At 63.2% G+C, this 17,362-nt stretch carries 12 protein-coding genes, 1 tRNA gene and 2 riboswitches; of the genes, 9 read left to right on the top strand and 4 right to left on the bottom strand.

The features are described from left to right. Window positions 1–154: 154 nt before the first annotated feature. Together ACTJLB_RS02665 and ACTJLB_RS02660 are read right to left on the bottom strand one after the other, a co-directional pair. The gene (locus ACTJLB_RS02665; protein ID WP_440782382.1) at window positions 155–895 is read right to left on the bottom strand and encodes a hypothetical protein; all 741 of its coding nucleotides are present in this window, start codon (window positions 893–895) and stop codon (window positions 155–157) included. Window positions 896–1,245: 350 nt separating this feature from the next. Beyond that, window positions 1,246–1,321: transfer RNA gene (locus ACTJLB_RS02660), tRNA-Arg, on the bottom strand. Window positions 1,322–1,614: 293 nt separating this feature from the next. Between ACTJLB_RS02660 and ACTJLB_RS02655 the strand changes: the two genes are divergently transcribed. Beyond that, window positions 1,615–2,541, top strand: coding sequence for a c-type cytochrome (locus ACTJLB_RS02655; RefSeq protein ID WP_440782380.1), 927 nt, complete (start codon window positions 1,615–1,617; stop codon window positions 2,539–2,541). Between the two features lie 132 nt (window positions 2,542–2,673). Here ACTJLB_RS02655 and ACTJLB_RS02650 read toward each other — a convergent pair whose 3' ends face one another. Together ACTJLB_RS02650 and ACTJLB_RS02645 are read right to left on the bottom strand one after the other, a co-directional pair. Continuing rightward, entirely contained in the window at window positions 2,674–3,243 is a 570-nt protein-coding gene (locus ACTJLB_RS02650) for a hypothetical protein (protein ID WP_440782379.1), read from the bottom strand. Between the two features lie 161 nt (window positions 3,244–3,404). Continuing rightward, complete coding sequence (locus tag ACTJLB_RS02645; RefSeq protein ID WP_440782378.1) at window positions 3,405–5,513, bottom strand: UvrD-helicase domain-containing protein; 2,109 nt, start codon at window positions 5,511–5,513, stop codon at window positions 3,405–3,407. A 406-nt stretch (window positions 5,514–5,919) separates the two neighbouring features. On the opposite strand from ACTJLB_RS02645, the gene ACTJLB_RS02640 reads away from it, so the two are divergent. From ACTJLB_RS02640 to ACTJLB_RS02605, 8 genes are all read left to right on the top strand, one after another. Further along, on the top strand, window positions 5,920–6,969 hold the full coding sequence (locus tag ACTJLB_RS02640; RefSeq protein ID WP_440782377.1) for an oxidoreductase: 1,050 nt from the start codon (window positions 5,920–5,922) through the stop codon (window positions 6,967–6,969). 182 nt (window positions 6,970–7,151) lie between these two features. After that, window positions 7,152–7,502 carry a hypothetical protein gene (locus ACTJLB_RS02635; RefSeq protein ID WP_440782376.1) on the top strand — a complete coding sequence of 117 codons (351 nt, stop codon included), beginning with the start codon at window positions 7,152–7,154 and terminating at the stop codon, window positions 7,500–7,502. An 81-nt stretch (window positions 7,503–7,583) separates the two neighbouring features. Then, a riboswitch (glycine riboswitch) is annotated at window positions 7,584–7,683 on the top strand. Window positions 7,684–7,725: 42 nt separating this feature from the next. Then, window positions 7,726–7,878: riboswitch (glycine riboswitch) on the top strand. An 80-nt stretch (window positions 7,879–7,958) separates the two neighbouring features. Next, entirely contained in the window at window positions 7,959–9,077 is a 1,119-nt protein-coding gene (gcvT, locus tag ACTJLB_RS02630) for a glycine cleavage system aminomethyltransferase GcvT (protein WP_440782375.1), read from the top strand. 78 nt (window positions 9,078–9,155) lie between these two features. Then, the gene (gene gcvH / locus ACTJLB_RS02625) at window positions 9,156–9,536 is read left to right on the top strand and encodes a glycine cleavage system protein GcvH (RefSeq protein ID WP_020067442.1); all 381 of its coding nucleotides are present in this window, start codon (window positions 9,156–9,158) and stop codon (window positions 9,534–9,536) included. Between the two features lie 159 nt (window positions 9,537–9,695). Next, window positions 9,696–12,632, top strand: coding sequence for an aminomethyl-transferring glycine dehydrogenase (gcvP, locus tag ACTJLB_RS02620; protein WP_204522575.1), 2,937 nt, complete (start codon window positions 9,696–9,698; stop codon window positions 12,630–12,632). Between the two features lie 116 nt (window positions 12,633–12,748). Beyond that, window positions 12,749–13,879: an alginate lyase family protein gene (locus ACTJLB_RS02615; RefSeq protein ID WP_440782374.1), complete on the top strand. Its 1,131-nt coding sequence runs from the start codon at window positions 12,749–12,751 to the stop codon at window positions 13,877–13,879. Between the two features lie 27 nt (window positions 13,880–13,906). After that, window positions 13,907–15,295 carry an L-serine ammonia-lyase gene (locus ACTJLB_RS02610; protein WP_440782373.1) on the top strand — a complete coding sequence of 463 codons (1,389 nt, stop codon included), beginning with the start codon at window positions 13,907–13,909 and terminating at the stop codon, window positions 15,293–15,295. A 278-nt stretch (window positions 15,296–15,573) separates the two neighbouring features. Then, complete coding sequence (locus ACTJLB_RS02605) at window positions 15,574–17,292, top strand: thiamine pyrophosphate-binding protein (protein WP_440782372.1); 1,719 nt, start codon at window positions 15,574–15,576, stop codon at window positions 17,290–17,292. Window positions 17,293–17,362: the final 70 nt, after the last annotated feature.

Genomic DNA, 17,362 nt, shown 5'->3' with positions numbered 1-17,362 from the left:
TGAATCGATTCGCGTTGACGATCGTGAATGTCGCGTGCCAAACGCGCAGCGGTCACTCATTTGACACTTGCCCCAAGAGCTGGATGTCCGGAACTGGCCGAACTGAGACCGACGACTGACACCGTCTGTCAAATCAAGTCCAGACTTCTACCCGTTAGATCATCTTGCCGGTACTGGCTGTGGCGGCGCCTTTCTTCTTCGAGTTCTTCCTCTGAGGAAAGAACATCGCCGCTTCGGGCATGCCGGCCAGCCACCCGTCAATCGTCTTGCCGGCCTGGTCGGGGCTCATCTGGAGGCCTCGCCTCTTGGCAAACCGCAACGTGACGTCCTTGATGGTCTTCACGGCATGGTTACGCGACTGCCAGCCTTTTTGCGGTGGCTGCTTCTTCTTCACCATCTTGTACGCAAATTGCCTGACGGGCTCAAAGAGCTTGTCCCTGCCGCTCGCCCCGAGCACCCCCGCTGCCCGCTTGACCGAAGCAATGGTACTTTCGCGTGCCTCCTCAATGCCCTTGCTTGAGATCGCCACGCCAGCCCAGTAGCGGGCATCCGCCAACAGGGACCAGGCCAGTTCCGCGTCGCCAGCCTTCATCGCCCGCATCCCGCGCAGACAATAGGCACTTCCGACAATGATGGGACCGTACGGCGTTTGCGCTACCCAATCTGGCCCTTTGGCCCGGTCCTCTGCGCTCGCGCAAGACATGACAATTTCAATCGGCTCCTCGATGGACGGATCGTCGTTCACGGCGACAGGCGTCAGGATCTGGCTAACAAATTCCTCCCCACCGGTTCCCGGTTTGAGGTGCATGTAGCAGTTGCCAATGTTTGAGAGCGTGATGTCGAAATACCATTTGAGATCGCGCTCGCGACGCGGCGGTCGGTATACGGTGTTCATGCGACTTCTTCTACCTGATGGAATCAATGATCGTGTTGCCCGCGCCAAGATCGCGACGGCACCTTGCTCTAAGGGACGCCGGAATCATACGCGTCACTCGTTTATTGGACAGGGTCTGCTGATGTAGCGACATCAGCCTCGTCATTGCAACGTTAGGTCCGAGTCTGAAGTGCGCTCACCCGTGCTGGCAGCCACCGGGGCGGCGACGAGAGAAAAGTAGCTGGGGGGAGGAAGAGCGGAGGCCGGCCTGCTCGAAAGACTGTATTCAGAGGGGTTTTCCGTACAATTTCCGTACGACCGCAGAACAACTTCGAACCGCGATTTTAAGACCTTGTATTTACGGCATTTTTTGGCGCGCCCGGCTGGGATCGAACCAGCAACCCCTGCCTTCGGAGGGCAGTACTCTATCCATTGAGCTACGGGCGCTTTGACACAAGAAACGCGAAAGCGCGGCAAACTGAGCGGATGCGGCGCCAAAGCAAGACCGAAAGGATACCCGGTTTCCGCCATACCGTCCACCGGACGGCCTTCGGGCCCGTCTCCCGTGGTTTCGCGCACCTTTGCAGGACTTCGCGCGATGCGGGTAAACGCCTGCTGAACAGCACGCCGCGGCCCTCGCCGCCGCAGAAAGCTTGCGTCTATAATCGTCCGTGGCCGATCAAGAACAAGAAGTTGCCGTCGCGCTGTACCGCTCACACACCCACGGAGACGAGACAAGCATGAGCGAAGCACCACACGGAGCCCCGATCAAAACCCCAGGACAGCTCATCGCCGCGGTCATCGCCGGGTTTGCTGTGCCGATCATCATCATCGTTCTGCTGGCCTATTACGTCGACAATTCGACGCGCACGGGCGCCGGCACCGACAGTCTCTCCCAAGCCGAGGTCAGTGCCCGCATCAAGCCTATCGCTCAGGTCGACATTCGCGACGCCAACGCGCCGCGCGTCTACAAGACCGGCGAAGAAGTCTACAAGGCGGTGTGCTCGACCTGTCACGCGTCCGGCGCGGCAGGCGCGCCCAAGTTCACCAATACTGCCGACTGGGCACCACGCATCTCGCAAGGCTTCGACACGCTGCTGCATACGGCGCTCGCCGGTAAAGGCGCGATGCCGCCACGCGGCGGCACGAGCCCGGACGACTACAGCGACTTCGAAATCGCTCGCGCCGTGACGTACATGGCGAACAATTCCGGCGCAAGCTTCGCTGAACCGGCGCAACCGGCATCGGGCGCGGCGGCCGCGTCCGGCGCAGCTGCCGCTTCTGTCGCGGCCGGCGCTTCCGGTGCAACGGCTGCCGCCGGCGCTTCCGACGCGGGCGCGGCACAAGCCGCCGCCGCAGTGGCGGCAATGGCGAGCGTCCCGCAAGCTGCAGCGCCCGCATCCGGCGCCACGCAAAGCGCAGATGCATCGCAAGCGGGCAAGGCCTTGTACCAGCAGGTGTGCCAGGCATGTCACGCTGCCGGCGTGCTCAACGCACCCAAGTTCGGCGACAAGGAAGCGTGGGCGCCGCGCCTGAAAGAGCCGATGGACACCGTCTACAACTACGCGCTGCACGGCAAGGGCGCGATGCCGCCCAAAGGCGGTTCGAACGCCTCGGACGCGGACGTAAAGGCCGCCGTCGACTACATGGTCAGTGCCGCGAAGTAACGCCAACCAGCGCGCATTGATCGCGCGCGAAGGCAATTTCGCGCCGCTTATCCGACAACTCAATCCCTGCACCGCAGCCACGCGGGCAGGGATTTTTTCATGCTCGACGGATTCTTGCGCGCGAATGTCGCCTTATTGCTCGCCCACGGGACGAGCGAAGGCGTCGACAAACGAGAGCGCCGGCGTCCTGCGTGCAAGCTCGATGAAACGCGCGTGCAATTCCGCCGGCGGCAGCCACGGATAACTCAAGCCTTCCTGCAACGCGTCGAGCAGCGCGCCATCTACATCGGGCACGACGTCCATGCGTGCGATGTGAATATGAAAGCGGCTGACAGCGGGCGTCTTATCGAAAGTCCAGCGGTAGACGCCGTGGCCCACGCGCAACGCGCCGGCGGCGGGTTCACGCATCAGCACGAGCCACGGCAGCGCATCGATCACACCGTCGCACACCTTCAGCGAGTCGCACAAGTAATACGTGCGGCATCGCGTGTACGTCGCGCCGAAATCGGTGACGAGCGTCTTCGTGATCGCGTCTATGCCGACCGTGCGCGCGGGGAAGGTGATTGTCGACGTCGCAAGAGAAATGGTGAGTTCGGCGTCGGGAGCGAAAGCATCCGGCATGCGTTGCGCGCGCGTGTTGTCTTTCGCGTCGATGTAGGCTTCGAGGGCGCGGGTGTAAGGCGCGAGCGTCGGCGAGGTCATGCGGCGGTCTCCAGTTGGCGGGCTCGAAGGTGCGCAAACATTCGCGAAGGTACACGACCGTGCGACCGACCAGCCGCGCCACTGTAGCGCGCCTCTCCACAAAAACCGGTGAGGCACCTGAGATCAGCGGGGTCTTGCCGCGCACACGCCAACCGCGGTTTTCAAGGCTTCTGCAGCAGCGCCTTCAGACTTGCGAGCCGGTCTTTCGGCGACATCGGTGCCTCTTCGGGCGTCGGCGGCGGCGCGTCGTCGAGCAGCATTTCGGGGATGAATCGCGACGGCTCGCAAACCACCGTCTCCCGTGCGCGCTTGCGCTTTTTGCACCAATTCAGATGCAGACTGCGTTGCGCGCGCGTGATCGCGACATACATCAAACGGCGCTCTTCCTCGATGCGCGCGTCGTCGATCGGCTCGTCGTCCGCGCCGCCTCTGTGCGGCATGATTCCTTCTTCGACGCCCACCAGAAACACGTGCGGATATTCGAGCCCCTTCGATGCGTGCACGGTTGAGAGCCGCACCGCGTCTGGGTCTTCCTCGCGGCCTTCGAGCATGGACATCAGCGCGACCGTCTGGATGAGGCCGAGCAGGTTCTTGCCCGTGTCGCCGAAGCCGTCCGCGGTGTCGTAGCCGGTTGCCTCGTGATTGCCCGAACCAGCGGATTCATCCGAGCCTTGGGGCTCCGCCTTCGTGCCCTTGCGCTTCAGCCATTCGATGAACTCCAGGACGTTCTGCCACTTGGATTGCGCCTGACGTTCGTCGAATGCGTCGTACAGATACGCTTCGTAGTGGATCGCATCCATCAACTCGTCGAGCAGTGTGCCGGCCGCGTCCTTTTCGGCGCGGTCGGTGAGGCGCTGCATGAAGTCGCAGAACACGCGCATCGGTTCGATCTGACGCGGCGACAAGCGCGCTTCAATGCCGCCCATATACACCGCCTCGAACAGCGAGACCTTCGCTTGACCCGCGAACGACCCGAGTGCTTCGAGCGTCGTGTTACCGACACCGCGACGCGGCGTGGTGATCGCGCGGATGAACGCGGGGTCGTCGTTAGCATTCGCAATCAGCCGCAAGTACGCGCAAATGTCCTTGATTTCAGCTTTATCGAAGAATGACTGGCCGCCTGACAGCACATACGGAATCCGCTCGCGGCGCAGCACCTGTTCGAAGATGCGCGCCTGGAAGTTGCCGCGATAGAGAATTGCGTAGTCGCGAAAATTCGCACGTCGCTCGAACTTGTGCGCGGACAGACGAAACACTACGGACTCGGCTTCGTGCTCTTCGTCGTTGCACGGCGTGACGGTGATCGAATCCCCCATGCCGTGCTCGGACCATAGCTTCTTTTCGAAAAGCTTCGGGTTGTTCGCGATCACGTTGTTGGCGGCCGTGAGAATGCGCACGGTCGAACGATAGTTCTGCTCGAGCTTGATCACATGCAGCTTCGGAAAATCCTTGCCGAGCTGCGCGAGGTTCTCGAGCGTCGCGCCGCGCCAGCCGTAAATGGCCTGATCGTCGTCGCCCACCGCCGTGAAAGCCGCGCGCGGGCCGGCCAGTTGCTTGAGCAGTTCATACTGGCAGGCGTTGGTGTCCTGATACTCGTCGATCAGCAGATAACGCAGCTTGTTTTGCCAGCGGTCGCGCACCTGCTCGTTGCTCGCGAAGAGTTCGGCGGGCAGGCGGATCAGATCGTCGAAATCGACCGCCTGGTACGCGTGCAGCGTCGCCACATAATTGCGATAGACGATCGCCGCCTGGTGCTCGTCTTCATTCGCGGCAATCGCGATTGCCTGCTCGGGCATGATGAGCCCGTTCTTCCACAGCGAAATGATCGACTGGATCTTGCGGATAAAGCCCTTGTCCGTCGATCCGACCTGCTCCTGGATCATGCCGAAGCAGTCGTCGGAATCCATGATCGAGAATTGCGGCTTGAGGCCGACGTGTTCGGCTTCCTGCCGCAGAATCTGCACGCCGAGCGAGTGAAACGTGCACACCGTCAACTGATTGACGGGTACTTTGCGGCCTTCCTTGCCGGGCGTGGTCAGCGTCTTGCCTTCGAGCAGTTTTCCCACGCGCTCGCGCATTTCCGCCGCGGCTTTATTCGTGAACGTGACCGCCGCGATGTGGCGCGGCTCGAAGCCCTTTGCCTCGATCAGATGCGCGATTTTCTGCGTAATCACGCGCGTCTTGCCGCTCCCTGCGCCGGCGAGTACGAGACACGGCCCGTCAAGGTAACGGACCGCTTCATTTTGAGCGGGATTCAGGCCTGCGGACATCGTCTGTGGATGGGGTAGTGCGGGTTGAAAAGCGGCTGTTCAGACGGAGCACTCGAACGCGCCGTTTGATCGCGGCGCTTGAGGCGCCGCAGCGCAGTATTGCCGGTCGCGAAGCCGGCGCATGCCGCGCGGCGCGCGCTCAGGGAATAGATGCCACGCGTTGCGAGGCTCGCCCGGCGCGCCTCGGTTGGCGCGAGAGGAGCGATGTTAACACGGATGAAATCGGCGGACAGATTCGCTCGACGAATCGCGCGGATGAACCGGCGGCCGCCGCGCGGCGAGAAGAGGCGGAGCTTCGGCGCCTGGCCCGGCGGCGCAATCCGCGTCCCGGCCATGCCACAATGACGGCGTTGCGCGCCGCCGCCGCGGTGGCAAAGCGGCGCGCCGTTTTTGCAGGAAGACACGCATGTCCGCATCGCTGAAAATTGGATTGATGGGTTACGGATTCGCAGGCGCGACGTTTCATGCGCCGGTGATCGAGCACTGCGGCCGCGCCAGCGTCGCCGCCATCGCGACCGGCAGACCCGAGACCGCGCTCGCCGACTATCCGCACGCGAAAGTGGTGGCCGATCTCGACGCGTTGCTCGCGCTCCCGGAGATCGACTGCGTGGTTATCGCCACGCCGAACGACACGCACTTCGATCTCGCGCGACGTACGCTCGAAGCAGGCAAGCATGTGGTGGTCGACAAGCCGGTCACGCTCAGCGCCGCCGACGCTCGCACGCTCGCGAACATTGCACTCGCGCGGGGCAAGCTGTTCGTGCCGTTTCACAACCGTCGCTGGGACGGCGATTTCATGACCGTCCGCGATCTGCTCGCGAGCGGCGAGTTGGGACGCCTCACGCACTATGAATCGCATTTCGACCGGTTCCGGCCCGAAGTGCGTCAGCGTTGGCGCGAGGAAGCGTCGCGCGGCGGCGGGCTGTTGTTCGATCTCGGACCGCACCTGATCGACCAGGCGCTGGCGTTGTTCGGCGCGCCGCAGACAGTGTCCGCGACCGTGCGCACCCACCGCGACGACGCGAGCGCTCCTGATTACGTACATATCCAGTTGGGCTACGGGGAGTTCGAAGTCGTGTTGCACGCTAGCGCGCTGACGGCGATCGTCGCGCCGAGGTTCGCCATTCACGGCACGCGCGGCAGTTACGTGAAGTACGGGCTCGACACGCAGGAAGACCAGTTGAAAGCCGGCTTGCGTCCGGGCGACGAGGGCTTCGCGGCCGGCAATGCCGCAGGCACGTTGCGCGTGCTGGATGGCGACCGCGAAGTGGAGCGCGAATTGCCGACGCGCAATGGCGATTATGCGGGCTTCTACATCGCGCTCGCCGAGGCGGTCCAGCACGGCGTGAAATTTCCGGTGAGCCCGCAAGATGCCGTCGACGTGATGACCATCATCGAACTCGCGGCGCGCAGTTCCGACGAAGGCGTCCGGCTGCCGTTCCAGCGGGTTCGTTGAACGGCGTTACAGGCTATTCAGCTGTTGCCGGCGCGGCGCAAAATGCTGCGCCGGCAAAACTGACAAACCGGAAAGCAATATAACGTTACAAAAGAGCGGGCCGTCCGGGTCAGCGCTCGTATGCCGTGATCCGTTGCTACGCCTGCAGCACCGCAAAACCACAACGACTTCACGGAGAGTTCATGTCACGTCCCATCCGCGCCCTCGCCGCATGCGCATTGCTGAGTTCGCTCGCCGCCTGCGTGGTAGCGCCGCAGAGCGAGCCGGCGCCGCGCCCGAGCCCGCAACAGATCGCCGATAAACGCCTGCATCAGGTCGACGGCCGCATCGACAATCTGAGCCGCCGTATCGACAATCGCGTCAATCAAGGCTATTACCCGCCGCCGCAAGGCGATGCGTTGCATCATCGGCTGGATGTGATCCGGCGCGAGGCGCACGAAATGGCCGGACAACATGGCGGCGGCTTATCCCCCGACGAACAGCGCGTGCTGAACCAGGAACTGGACGGCGCGGCGCATGCGATCGGCGAATGAGAGCGAATCAGGGCGAACGAGGACGAATGACGGCGAATAAGCCGTTCATTTGACAAGGCTCCGGCCCTCGCGTACATTCGCCGCACGCGTCGGGAGAGCGCGCGGGCCGCTGATTTTCGCAGGCCGCGCCGCCGAAGGGGCACACCCGCAAACTCTCAGGCAAAAGGACCGAACGCGTCGAAAGACCGGCCGGCACGTAACACACGCAACATCAAGGCGCCGTTTTTCGCACTCTGGAGAGCGGCAGTAGCCGTCTGCATCGCAATGTCGTGCAGATCCGGCAAGCTGCCCACCGAAGGGGCGCGCGTTCCGCCGTGACGAATCAACGTCGCCGCGGCAGCGCAATCTCTCAGGTATCGAGGACAGAGGGGCCATGCAGAACCACGCTCGCAGCCAGCAGGCCGCGAGGCGCGGCTCTGCATGGCCTTTTTTGTTTCGCGAGACGCCCGAGGCCCCATGACCGAACTCAAACACACTCCGCTCAACGCCACCCACCGCGCGCTCAACGCTCGCATGGTCGATTTCGGCGGCTGGGACATGCCCGTCAACTACGGCTCGCAGATCGACGAACACCGCGCCGTGCGTACCGACGCCGGCATGTTCGACGTCTCGCACATGTGCGTCATCGACTTCACCGGGGAACGCGTGCGCGCGTTCTTCGAACATGCGCTCGCCAACAACGTCGCGAAGCTGCAAACGCCTGGGCGCGCGCTGTACTCGTGCCTGCTGAACGCCGACGGCGGCGTAATCGACGACCTGATCGTCTATTACTTCAGCGAAGATCATTTCCGCGTGGTGGTCAACGCGGGCACCGCCGACAAAGACATCGCGTGGTTCAAGCAGCTCAACGAAGGCGGCTTTGGTCTGACTATCACGCCGCGGCGCGATCTGGCGATCGTCGCCGTGCAAGGTCCGAACGCGCGTGAGAAGGTTTGGCAAACCGTACCGGCCATCCGCTCTGCCACCGAAACACTCAAGCCTTTCAATGCCGCGCGCGTCGAGGCGACGCCGTTCGGCGAATTGACCGTTGCACGCACCGGGTACACCGGCGAAGACGGTTTCGAGATCATCGTCCCGGCAGATCACGTCGTCGCTTTGTGGGATGCGCTGCAAGCACAAGGCGTGCGTCCCGCGGGTCTCGGCGCGCGAGACACGCTGCGTCTCGAAGCCGGCATGAACCTCTACGGCCAGGATATGGACGACAACATCTCGCCGCTCGACGCCGGCCTCGCATGGACCGTCGACCTGACCTCCGCGCGCGACTTCGTCGGCAAGAACCGGCTGGAGGCGGACGGCTCGCGCGCGGCGTTCGTCGGTCTGATCCTGCTGAAGGAGAACGGCAAGGCCGCAGGCGTGCTGCGCGCGCATCAGAAGGTCGTCACGCCGCACGGCGAAGGCGAAATCACCAGCGGCACCTTCTCCCCGACCATGCAGGAATCCATCGCCTTCGCGCGGGTGCCGAAAGGCGTGCAACCTGGCGACACGGTTCATGTTCAGATTCGTGACAAATCCGTGCCCGCAAGCGTGGTAAAACTGCCGTTCGTGCGCAACGGCAAAGTACTCGCAGTGAGTTGAACCATTGTTAGCAGTCGGCGCGTGCGTCCTTTTCCCAGTCTTTAGTCCATATCGAATCACACCGCATAGGAGCATCCGATGAGCATCCCGGCCGATCTGAAATACACCGAATCGCACGAGTGGGTCCGCACCGAGGCGGACGGCACGCTGACGGTCGGCATCACCGACCACGCGCAGGAAGCGCTTGGCGATATCGTCTTCTTCGAAGTGCAGGAACTGGGCAAGACCGTCACGGCAGGCGACACGGTCGCCGTAATCGAATCGGTGAAAGCCGCTTCGGATATCTACGCGCCGGTTTCCGGCGAAATCATCGAAGCGAACACCGCCGTTGCCGACACGCCCGATTCGGTCAACAGCGCCCCGTATGAAAGCTGGCTCTTCAAGATCAAGCCGGCCTCGGACGCAGCGCAGGATCGTTTGATCGACGCCGACGCGTACTCGAAGTCGATCGGCGCCTGATTCACTTTTATATAACCCGACAGGTGCGGCGCGTCCCTCGTGAAGCACGCAGGACCGCGCCGTGAAGAAAGTCCCTTTGGGACGCTCCTTCAGGAGACCTTGCGCACAGCGCCAGGTTTCGAACGGTCCAGCACGGACAGCCGCACCGCCAGGAACACCATGAAGCTCGAACACCCGGATCGTCTGATGAACCGCACTCCTCTCTCGCTCGCCGCGCTCGAAGTGCATGACGCCTTCGCTGAACGGCATATCGGCCCGGATGCGGCCGACCAGGAAGCGATGCTCGAAGCCTTGGGCTTCGCGTCGCGCGCCGCGCTGATCGACGCCGTCATTCCAAAGACGATCCGCCGCACCGAACCGCTGCCGCTCGGCCCCTTCGCCCAGCCTAAGAGCGAAGCTGAAGCGCTCGCCGCGCTGCGCGAACTCGCGGATAAGAACCAGGTGTTCCGCTCGTACATCGGGCAGGGTTACTACAACGCCCACACACCGACCGTGATTCTGCGTAACGTGCTCGAGAATCCCGCGTGGTACACGGCGTACACGCCGTATCAGCCGGAAATCTCGCAAGGCCGCCTCGAAGCGCTGCTGAACTTCCAGCAAATGATCGTCGACCTGACAGGTCTCGCGATCTCGAACGCGTCGCTGCTCGACGAAGCCACCGCCGCAGCTGAAGCAATGACGCTGCTGCAACGCGTGGGCAAGCCGAAGTCGAACGTATTCTTCGTCGCCGACGACGTGCTGCCGCAAACCATTGAAGTGGTGAAAACGCGCGCCACGCCGGTCGGCATCGAAGTGAAAGTGGGTCCCGCAGCGGAAGCCGCGAACGCAAATGCATTCGGCGTGCTGCTGCAATATCCGGGCGTGAACGGCGACGTGCGGGACTATCGCGCGCTGACCGAGGCGATCCACGCAGCGGGCGGCCATGTGGTGGTTGCCGCCGACCTGCTCGCGCTGACCGTGCTGACGCCGCCGGGCGAGTGGGGCGCGGACGTGGCCGTCGGCAACACGCAGCGTTTCGGCGTGCCGGTCGGCTTCGGCGGCCCGCATGCGGCCTACCTCGCCGTGCGCGACGAATTCAAGCGCCAGATGCCGGGCCGTCTCGTCGGTGTGACCGTCGACGCGCAAGGCAATCCCGCGCTGCGTCTCGCGCTGCAAACGCGCGAACAGCACATTCGCCGCGAGAAAGCGACGTCGAACGTATGTACGGCGCAAGCGCTGCTCGCGATCATGGCCAGCATGTATGCGGTGTACCATGGCCCGCGCGGTCTCAAGACAATCGCGTTGCGCGTGAACCGCATCGCCTCGTTGCTCGCCGAAGGTGCGAAGCAGCTTGGCTATACGCTCGTCAACGAAACGTTCTTCGATACGCTCACTTTCGACACCGGCGCGCGCACGCAAGCGTTGCACGACGCGGCCAAAGCGAAGCGCATCAATCTGCGCCGCGTGAGCGACACCCAAGTGGGCGTGTCGATCGACGAAACAACGTCGCGCCGCGATCTCGGCGATCTGCTGGCTGTGTTCGCCCAGGCCGCAGGTGCGAAAGACGCGCCGCAAGTCGACACGCTGGACGCCGCGATCACGGCGTCCAGCACGGCGTCGGTGCCGGCTGCGCTCGAACGCACGAGCGCGTATCTCACGCACCACGTATTCAACCGTCATCATTCGGAAACGGAAATGCTGCGCTATTTGCGCAGCCTGTCGGATAAGGATCTCGCGCTCGACCGGTCGATGATCCCGCTCGGTTCGTGCACGATGAAGCTGAACGCGACGTCGGAAATGCTGCCAGTCACGTGGCCCGAGTTCGGTCAGATTCATCCGTTCGCACCGGCTGAGCAAACCGTCGGCTACCGCGAAATGATCGATCAGCTCGAAGAGATGCTGGTCGCCGCAACCGGCTACGCAGCGGTTTCTCTGCAACCGAACGCGGGCTCGCAAGGTGAATACGCCGGCCTGTTGATCATCCACGCATATCACGCGTCGCGCGGCGAAGCGCATCGCAACGTCTGCCTGATTCCCGCGTCGGCGCACGGCACGAACCCGGCGTCGGCGCAAATGGCCGGCATGCAGGTCGTGGTCGTCGCGTGCGACGCGCAAGGCAACGTCGACGTCGAAGATCTGAAGAAGAAGGCCGACCAGCACGCCGACAAGCTTGCGGCGATCATGATCACGTATCCGTCCACGCATGGCGTGTTCGAACAGAATGTCCGCGAAATTTGCGAGATCGTGCATGCGCGCGGCGGTCAGGTCTATGTGGACGGCGCGAACATGAACGCGATGGTCGGCTTGACCGCGCCGGGCCAGTTCGGCGGCGACGTGTCGCACCTGAATCTGCACAAGACGTTCTGCATTCCGCACGGCGGCGGCGGACCGGGCGTCGGTCCGGTTGCGGTCGGCGCGCATCTCGCGCCGTTCCTGCCGAACCAGATTTCGTCGGGCTACGAACGCGCGCCGAACGGCATTGGCGCAGTGTCGGGTGCTCCGTACGGCTCGGCGTCGATCCTGCCGATCTCCTGGATGTACATCGCGATGATGGGCGCGAAAAATCTCACCGCCGCGACCGAGACCGCGATCCTCAATGCGAACTACGTCGCGAAGAAACTCGCGCCGCACTATCCGGTGCTGTACTCGGGCCCGGGCGGACTCGTCGCGCACGAGTGCATTCTGGATTTGCGTCCGATCAAGGAAACCAGCGGCATCACTGTAGACGACGTTGCAAAGCGCCTCGCCGACTATGGCTTCCATGCGCCCACCATGAGCTTTCCGGTGCCGGGTACGTTGATGGTCGAGCCGACCGAATCGGAATCGAAAGAAGAACTCGACCGGTTCATCGAAGCGATGATCGCAATCCGTAACGAAATTCGCGCTGTGGAAGAAGGCCGCTCGGACCGGGAAGACAATCCGCTGAAGCACGCCCCGCACACGGCTGCAGTCGTCATCGCGGACGAGTGGAAGCATGCGTACGCGCGCGAAACCGCCGCCTACCCTCTGCCCACGCTGATCGCGAAGAAGTACTGGCCGCCGGTCGGCCGCGCGGACAACGTCTATGGCGATCGCAACCTGTTCTGCTCGTGCGTGCCGGTTGCGGATTACGAGTAACACCCGGCCGCCGCCGCGCGCCGCCCGCAGCCTGTCGCGTGCGGTGCGCGGTTCTGTCGCTGGAGGCCGCAAACGGCTAACATCACACACCGAATCAGCCCAACGAGGAGTTTCGCATGGTGCGAAAGGTGCGATTGATGCAAAGCCCGGCCGGGGCAACGGGAGTCCCAACATGGCGGCACGCATGCGCATGCCTGCTTGCCGGCGCAGCGGTGTTGCTGCCGCTTCGCCATGCGCAGGCGGCAATGAATTTTTGCGCAGCGCCCGCCTGGCAAACGAGCGAGCGCACGAATGCCGATCCCGGCGTCAAGGCATTGGTGAGCAATGTGCTCGCGCATCTGAACGACAAGCCTCACGCGCTAGCCAAAGTGCACACGGAAGGCACGCTGCCGCACGAGGGCATCTACGACCAGAGCGTTGAAGCCGAGAAAGATCTCGACCTGTTGCGAGACGCGGCGCTCGCCTGGCGCGCCACCAGCGACGACCGGTATCTGAAGCTCGTCGATCGTTTGCTGTACGCGTGGGTCACGACCTATCAGCCGAGTTTCAATCCGATCGACGAAACGCACTTCGAAGGGCTGATCCTCGCGTACGACATGACCGCGAGTGCGCTGCCTGTGAAAACGCGTAACGCGTCGATGGCGTTTCTGACGAAGCTCGCGAACGGCTACATCGCCGACATCGACGACCAGCCGCGTCCTTTGAAGGGCACTTACCGGAACAACTGGCAAAGTCACCGGATCAAACTGATAGCCATGGCGGCCTTCACGCTCGACAACCGCAAAATGATCAATGCGGCGCAGCGTCTCTTTGCCGAGCATATTGGCGACAACATCGAGCCGGACGGCTCCACGATCGATTTCAGCGAACGTGACGCGCTGCACTATGTCACTTACGATCTGCAGCCGCTCGTTACCGCAGCGCTCGCCGCCCGCCGGCACAACCGCAACTGGCTGCCGGAGAAGGGTGCGAACGGCGCGTCGCTGCAAGCCGCGCTGAACTGGCTCTCGCCGTACGCGGAGGGCAGCAAGACGCACGAGGAATTCGTGCATTCGAGCGTCGCATTCGACGCAAAACGTCGCGAAGCCGGCTTGCCCGGCTACTCGGGTCAGTGGGATCCGAAGAACGCGACGGAACTGTTTCATCTGGCGGCGCGTCTTGACGGACGCTATACGCCGATTGCGCTGCGGCTCGCGCCGACGCCACCCGCGTGGCTCGCCGTGTGTTTGCCGATGCCGGCGCGCTAAACCAACTTTTATCAGCAGGGAGCAGTAATGGCAGTCAGCGTGTTCGATCTCTTCAAAATCGGCATTGGTCCGTCAAGTTCGCATACGGTCGGGCCGATGCGCGCGGCGCTGATGTTCGCCCAAGGGCTCGAACGCGATGGGCTGCTGCCGAACACCGCGTCGGTGAAAGTCGACCTTTACGGGTCGCTCGGCGCAACAGGCAAAGGGCACGGCACGGATCGCGGCGTAATGCTCGGTCTGATGGGCGACGCACCCGACACGGTCGACCCCGACACGATCGCGCAACGGCTGGAAGCGGTGCGCACCACGCGCAAGCTTGCACTGCTCGGCACGCATGACGTGCCTTTCGTGCAGAAGGATCACATCTCGTTCTACCGGCAAGCGCTGCCCGAACATCCGAACGGGCTCAAGCTGCGCGCGTTCGACGCGCAAGGCGAGACGCTGCGCGAATCGACGTATCTGTCGGTAGGCGGCGGCTTCGTGGTGACGGCCGGCGCACCGAACACCAAGGTTCTTGCCGCCGTCGACCAATTGCCGCACTCGTTTCGCACCGGCAACGAATTGCTCGCGCTGTGCGGATCGACCGGCAAAAGCATTGCGCAATTGATGTGGGAGAACGAGCGGGTCTGGCACACCGAAGAAGAGACGCGTGCGGGCCTCCTGAAAATCTGGGACGTGATGCAGTCATGCGTGTCGCGGGGCTGCGGCATCAACAATCCGGATGCGGACGGCAACTTGCCCGGTCCGTTTCAGGTGAAGCGCCGCGCGCCGCAGTTGTATCGAGCGCTATCGGGCAACCCTGAGCTTGCGCTGCGCGATCCGCTGTCGATGATCGACTGGATCAATCTCTACGCAATCGCGGTCAACGAAGAAAACGCCGCCGGCGGCCGCGTCGTCACCGCGCCCACCAACGGCGCCGCCGGCATCATTCCCGCGGTGCTCCATTACTACACGCGGTTCATGCCCGGCTCGAACCAGCAAGGCGTGATCGACTTCCTGATGACGGCGGCTGCGATCGGCATTCTGTACAAGTTGAACGCGTCGATTTCCGGCGCCGAAGTCGGCTGCCAGGGCGAGGTCGGCGTCGCCTGCTCGATGGCTGCCGGCGCACTCGCCGCCGTGATGGGCGGCACGCCGAAGCAGGTCGAAAACGCGGCGGAAATCGGTATGGAGCACAACCTCGGGCTGACGTGCGATCCGGTCGGCGGCATGGTGCAGATTCCGTGCATCGAGCGCAATGCGATGGCGTCGGTGAAGGCCGTCAACGCGGCGCGCATGGCACTGCGCGGCGACGGCAGTCATTACGTGTCGCTCGATTCGGTCATCAAGACCATGCGCGAAACGGGCGCGGATATGAAGACGAAGTACAAGGAAACGTCGCGCGGCGGTTTGGCGGTGAATATCGTCGAATGTTGATGCTTGACTGCAGGATGTCCGTTGCTGATCGTTGGTCGGCAACGCGGCGTGTTGCGAAGTGAACGAGACGCGGGCCCCAGGGTCCGCGTTTTTATTTGCACGTTTGCACGTTTGCACGTTTGCATGTTTGCTAGCCGCGCCCGCTGTGTGAGCGCCCGTTGCGCTGCGCCGTGACACCGGGTGCGCTCCCAGCGTAAGCTGTCGGGGCGCCGGTCGGCCGATCACGCAGTCGATACCGACGCAACCGCACTCATGCACTGTCTGGAGGCCTCATCGCAATGTCGCAGCCGAATGCTCCCGTTTCCGAAACTGCCGCCGCTCGAACCACTGGCGCGCGCCTCGTTGTCGACGCTTTGCTCACCCACGGTGTCGAACGTGTCTTCTGCGTGCCCGGTGAAAGTTTTCTCGCCGTGCTCGATTCATTGCACGACGAAACGGAGCGCATCCGGACCATTGTCTGCCGTCACGAAGCGGCGGCCGCGAACATGGCGGAAGCGATCGGAAAGCTGACCGGGCGCCCGGGCGTCGCGCTCGTCACGCGAGGACCGGGCGCGACGCACGCATCGATTGGTGTGCACACCGCGTTTCAGGACTCCACGCCGATGATCCTGCTGATTGGTCAGTGCGCGCGCGAGCATCTCGATCGCGAGGCTTTCCAGGAGATCGACTATCGGCGCATGTTCGGTCAGATGGCGAAATGGGTCGCGCAGATCGACGATCCGAAGCGCATTCCCGAATATCTGAGTCACGCGTTCTACACGGCGACTTCCGGTCGGCCGGGGCCCGTGGTGCTGTCTTTGCCCGAAGACGTGTTGAGCGATGAATGCGACGCCGTACCGGGCGCGCCGCGATATCAGCGCGTGGCTGCGTCGCCCTCAACCGCGCAGATCGACAAGCTGCGCGAATTGCTGGAGAGCGCGCAACGGCCCATGGTGATAGCAGGCGGAAGCGGTTGGACGCCCGCGGCCTGCGCGGACTTGCAACGCTTCGTCGAGAACTGGCAATTACCGATCGGCCTTGCGTTCCGCTTCCAGGACACGCTCGACAACGAGCATCCGAACTATGCCGGCGATGTGGGACTCGGCATCAATCCGGCGCTGGCCCAGCGTATCCGCGATGCCGACCTGCTGCTCGCGCTGGGTCCTCGCCTTGGCGAAGCCACGACGAACGGTTATACGTTGCTCGACATTCCGAAGACGAAGCAGACACTGGTTCACGTACACCAAGGCGCGGAAGAGTTGGGGCGGGTGTATGCCGCCGATCTGCCCATCGTCTCCGGCATGCCTGAACTTGCGGCAGCGCTCGCGGCGTTGGAGCCCTCCGCCCGCACGCTGACGTGGGCGGGCGCGGCGGAAGAAGCGCATCGCGCGTATCTGGAGTGGCGCAAACCTCGGCCCATTCCAGGCGACGTACAAATGGGCGAAGTGATCCAGCAACTCCGCGCGCATCTTCCGGATGACGCAATACTCACCAACGGCGCCGGCAATTACGCGACGTGGTTGCACCGGCACTTTTCGTATCGCCAATACCGCTCTCAACTTGCGCCCACGAGTGGCGCGATGGGCTACGGCGTACCGGCGGCGATCGCGGCGAAGTCGCTGTATCCGCAACGCGCGGTGGTGGCGCTGGCGGGCGACGGCTGCTTCATGATGGCCGCGCAGGAACTCGCGACGGCGATGCAATACGACCTGCATGTGCTGTTCATCGTCGTGAACAACGGTCACTTCGGCACGATCCGCATGCATCAGGAGCGCCACTATCCGAATCGCGTACACGGCACGGGGCTCACGAATCCGGACTTCGCGGCATTCGCCCGATCGTTCGGCGCGCACGGCGAAACCGTTGAACGCACCGAAGATTTCCTGCCGGCGTTGCAGCGTTCATTGGCGGCGAAATGCGCGGCGGTGATAGAGATTCGTATGCCGCAGGAGGCAAGCACGCCCGGCGCGACTTTGGAGCAGATTCGGGAGCAGGGGAGGAAGTTGCGCGGTGAATAAGCGCAACGGTGTGGGGCAAAGCGCCTTCTACGACAATCCATAAAAAACCCCGCCGAAGCGGGGTCTTTCA

Origin of the sequence: Paraburkholderia sp. 22098 (assembly GCF_052045935.1) — a bacterium.
GTDB lineage: Bacteria > Pseudomonadota > Gammaproteobacteria > Burkholderiales > Burkholderiaceae > Paraburkholderia > Paraburkholderia caledonica.
The sequence above is the reverse complement of the archived record's forward strand: the minus strand, read 5'-3'. Positions and strand labels throughout refer to the sequence as shown.